Genomic DNA, 3102 nt, shown 5'->3' with positions numbered 1-3102 from the left:
ACTACAAGGAGTGCCAGTCCGCAGCTGCAAGCGTGCGATGCTGGCTGCTACGCGACCTAAAGGGTGATATGCGGAATGATGGCGAGCGGAGTGCGAACTGATGGCGCCTAGTAAAGGGGATGCTCGGCGGTCCATGATCAAGGTGGTCTATTTTGACGAGGAATCCGCCTCGGATTATCTCGACATCACGGCTGGCGGGAAGGCTATGTCGACCAGTGAGCAGGTCAAAGAGCGGACGAAGAGGGTCCACGCGGAGGTCGACGCGAAGGTATCGGCGAAGCTCGGCTGGCTGCCGTTCCTAGGTGTTGCTGGAGAGACTGGAGCCGGGTTTGCTGGTTCCCGTGCGGGTAAGAGCATTCTTAGCAAGACCCTCTCGAACACAATTCTCACCGACTATCTTGCAGCGGTCGACGACGACGATCGAATTATGAGGCTGGTTGACCTTCGTGTGACGGCGCCCGAGGGTTCGATGGCGTATATGAAGATGTACACGCCATATATGATCATTGCTAAGACCGACGAAACGGGCGTGGATCTAGCTCGGCTGGATGAAGCCCTTGAAAGTGCGAAGGGCTACTACGAATTGCTCGGCGCGCATACGGGAAATGGTTCGAAGTGCGTGCTGCGGTTCAATATCAGGGCTTTCCGAAACAATTATGGGCTCACCGATCTTGGGCGAATGCGACTTGTCTTTCATGGCATTCTCGTCGGTGAGGCCACTGAAGATGGGCTCGGCATCGAATCCGAAATGTCTAACGACGCCACGGCGCAAACGATGACCGCACTGGAACTGCTAGATGATTCCCGCGCCGCCGCCAATCGAACGCTTCTCGACGTTTACGACGTGCTATTGGCGGGCGTTGAATATGCCGAGTGACACGAAGGTAACTGTCTACTATGGCCCTCTGTCGTGGTTTGACGAGCAGGTCGAAGATCTGCCGTGCGACAGTCTCATGGAAATCGTGTACGCGCGCGACGAAGTGAACCGTCAGCTCAAGGTCATCGTCCCCGGCCAGCAGGAGAACGAACCGGAGGAGCGAGAGCGGTCGGGGCACGTGGTGGCGGAGTCAGGCGACTACGCCAGCCTAAACGAGCACGCGATCACCAACTTCGCGGGGTTCATTCGCTCCATTGATCCAGAGTGCCTCCATCTACATAATCCGCCGGCTCACGTGCATGCGCAAATGGAGCGGACCGCCAAGGCTATCGATGTGAAGCGGTACGAATACCCGATGGTGACTCGGGATACACTTATCCGCTTCCGCAATGGCTTCGGCAGCCACCTGGTCGGCCAGGCGGCCGTGAAGGAAACGCTCCTCGCCGCGCTGTACCCGCTGACCACGCGGCGACGAACGAAGCCTGTCGTGCTGATGTTCTATGGTCCTTCCGGCGTTGGCAAGACCGAGACTGCACAGTTTGTCAACGACCTTCTCGGCGGTACGCTCCTGCGCAAGCAGTTTTCAATGTTTCACAGTGACAAGTTTGCTTCGTATTTGTTCGGCGGCATGCATGGCGAACCATCTTTCGCCCATGACCTATTAGACCGAGAATCTGGCGTCATCCTAATCGATGAGTTCGACAAGGCTAATTCGGTTTTTCACAGTGCCTTCTACCAGCTGTTTGACAGCGGTGTTTTCGAAGACAAGAATTATAGCGTTAAAATCGGTCCGTCGCTAATTATCTGCACCTCGAACTATGGGTCCCAGAACGAGATTCGAGAGGCGCTCGGCGACGCCCTTTATTCTCGATTCGACTCGCTAGTGGCTTTCGAGCCCCTCTCTCGGGACGAGATCCTTCAGGTGGTAGAACGAGTGGTCAAGGCGCGATTCGCGGAGCTTTCCTACGAGGAGCAAAAGTATTTGGACGTGGACTTTCTGATGGCGCGAATGGGGCTGTTCGCCGAAAATTCGACCAACGTCAGAAAGCTCGGCAAGATCGTCGAGGAACTCATTTCGTTAATACTCGTAAGAGCACTTCTCCGTGAAGAGCCCGAGCTGGAATAGCTTTCACCGGGCACTCGAATGGCTCATAGCTATCCTGTGGTTGAAGCCTATTCCGCCTAACGTTAGAACCGCTCAGCGAGGCGCGTGAGTTGCGGTGGAGGGCGTCCGAGGCTGGGAAGTAGTACTATCGACATTCAAGGAATCTTAGGCTCCTAGTGATCGAGGTAGGGGTTCTGCTGTCATGCCCCCGCGCGCAAGCACGATCGTCGACCCGCGTTTCGCAGCTGAGCTGCGGCGGCTTCGCGACGCGCGAGGGCTGTCTCTTCGGCAACTCGCCGCCGCCGTCAACTATGGTAAGAGCCTCGTTCACCAGCTTGAAAATGGACAGACGAAGCCAACGGTAGACGTAGCGATCCGGCTCGACGAGGCATTGCAGGCTAACGGTGTTTTGGAGATGCTGGTCGTTGATGCCCCAGATGGGGACGACCGTTTGGCGTACGTGACTACGCATCCCGGTCGGGTGGATCGTGCCACTGGGGAGGCGCTCGCTGGCCTTCTTGCTGGCTACCGTCGGCTGGAGGATGCAATCGGATCAGGACCGATCATGGGCCCGGTCCGCGCCCACCTCGACACCGTGACCGGTCTGCTCACCGGTTCTCCGCACGACGTGCGGCCGCGCATTGTCGACGTGGCTGGGCAGTGGGCGCAGTTCGCGGGTTGGCTGTGCATCGCTCGGGGAGAGGTGCGCGCCGCCAAGGTCTGGAACGCGAGGGCCCTGCACTGGGCCACTGAGGCCGGCAACACGGATCTTATCGCCACCGTACTGTCCTTTCAGGGGCACCAGGCGGAGTTACGGCACGACCTCCCGACCATGATCGAGCTGTCGCGGGAGTCGCGGCGGGACGAGACGGTGAACGCGGCCCTACGCGCTTACTGCGCAGGCCAGGAGGCCAGAGGTCTAGCCATGGCCGGAGCATCTAGCGTTGACGTACTCGCGCGGCTGTCGGAGGCGTCCGACCTCTCGGCTCAATCAGCAGAGGAACCTTTGTCTCCATGGGGCTACTGGTATACACCATCCTTTTTCGCCGTCCAACAAGGGAGCGTCTGGCGGTATCTTGGTGCTGCGGACAGCCGCGCCAACGACCGGGCGCTGGAAATG

Annotated in this window: 3 protein-coding genes; all 3 read left to right on the top strand. The window is 58.5% G+C overall.

Annotated elements, in window-relative coordinates; translation table 11 throughout:
* Nucleotides 1–133 precede the first annotated feature (133 nt).
* Nucleotides 134–877, top strand: a complete 744-nt coding sequence (locus KBX08_RS32745; protein ID WP_247670459.1) for a DUF6414 family protein — start codon at nt 134–136, stop codon at nt 875–877.
* A complete protein-coding gene (locus KBX08_RS32740) occupies nt 798–2003 on the top strand; it encodes an AAA family ATPase (RefSeq protein WP_247670458.1) in 1206 nt (401 codons plus the stop codon). The genes KBX08_RS32745 and KBX08_RS32740 overlap by 80 nt, the downstream gene beginning before the upstream one ends.
* A gap of 181 nt (nt 2004–2184) precedes the next feature.
* Nucleotides 2185–3102, top strand: a 918-nt coding sequence (locus KBX08_RS32735) for a helix-turn-helix transcriptional regulator (protein ID WP_210787626.1), incomplete at its 3' end; no start/stop codon positions are given.

This window comes from Micromonospora sp. H61 (genome assembly GCF_018070325.1).
Lineage (GTDB): Bacteria > Actinomycetota > Actinomycetes > Mycobacteriales > Micromonosporaceae > Micromonospora > Micromonospora salmantinae.
This window is presented reverse-complemented; position numbering and strand designations above follow the sequence as displayed.

What these genes read in the sequence shown, in the direction of transcription:
- KBX08_RS32745 (WP_247670459.1), top strand. Translation starts at nt 134, where the DNA reads ATGATCAAGGTGGTCTATTTTGACGAGGAATCCGCCTCGGATTATCTC.
- KBX08_RS32740 (WP_247670458.1), top strand. Translation starts at nt 798, where the DNA reads ATGATTCCCGCGCCGCCGCCAATCGAACGCTTCTCGACGTTTACGACG.